The following is a 1,109-nucleotide window of genomic DNA, read 5'->3' as shown; positions in this document are numbered from 1 at the left end:
CCTTGAAGGAGGCGGTGCGCTGGTCGTGCCGGCCACCGGGTGCCGAGAGCGGGACGGTGTGCCCGGCAGGGCAGGTCACCAGGGCGGCGGTGGTGTCGATGGCGAAGTCGTCGAGGGTGAAGCCGCCGGGAACGGCGGGCCGTAACGGGGCGGGTTTGAAAAACAGCCGGTGACCTGCAAGGGCGAGGCCGTGGCGGGCGTCGCCGGTGGAGTAGGCGCTGTCGCCGAACACGTCGAGCGGCATGTCCTCGTCGGCGAGCAGGTCAAGGCCGACGGCCGCCTCGTGATGCTCGGGCCCGGCCCCGGGCGTGAGGGCGACAGCGGTGTATAACCCGGTCTCCGGCTCGATCGCGAGGTGGGCCTTGTACCCGTCCTGCTGGTGAGTACGGGTCTTGTGGACGTGCCGGGATTCCGGGTCCACGGTGGAGACCGTCCGGTCGTAGGCGGTGCCGCGGGTGATGCGCCAGCGCCCGTCACGGCCGTCGGAGTCCTCGGCCGGCTCCACATCCTGCCCGGCGACCAGGGCCAGCAGGCCGACCGCGTTCGCCGCCTTCTCGCCCAGTTCCTGCTTGGGCAGGTGCCCCAGCAGCCTGAGCGCGTCGCCGACCAGGGCGTCGACGAGGACAGCGCGGGCCTGCTCGTCGTTCCAGGCGATACGGGGTTTGCCGGGATCGGTGTAGTCATGCGCGGTGCACTGGAGCGCGGCCACCTCGGCGGCGCCGGGAACCTCGCGGATCACTGCACGGACGGCGGCGATGATCTGGGTGACGGTGTCCTGGGTGGCGACCGCGTCGTCCAGCACCGTGGAGTCCAGCGCCCGGCGGTGCTTGCCCTTGAGGACACCGGTGGCCTGCACGACCTCGCGCACGGCCTCGAACACGCGGTTCGGGCGCACCGAGCGGGCCAGCCGGCGGCGGAAGTAGGCCAGCAGTGACGCATCGAACGCCATGTCATGCAGGCCCAGCCCGCACGCGGCCTTCCACCGCAGGTCACACCGCAGTTCCTGGACCGTCTCGAAGTCCGACAGTCCGTGCAGGGACTGCAGCGTGACCGCCGCGGCCAGGATCTGCGGCGGCATGCTCGGCCGCCCGTTCGCCGACGGGTACATG

The 1,109-nt window shown here is 71.7% G+C and carries 1 protein-coding gene; it reads right to left on the bottom strand.

The genetic code is table 11. The features are described from left to right. Window positions 1–1,109 (bottom strand): transposase (locus ACIRPX_RS45980; protein ID WP_404206146.1); only part of this gene is annotated, 1,109 nt, incomplete at both ends.

Source organism: Streptomyces sp. NPDC101225, from assembly GCF_044767585.1.
Lineage (GTDB): Bacteria > Actinomycetota > Actinomycetes > Streptomycetales > Streptomycetaceae > Streptomyces.
The sequence above is the reverse complement of the archived record's forward strand: the minus strand, read 5'-3'. Positions and strand labels throughout refer to the sequence as shown.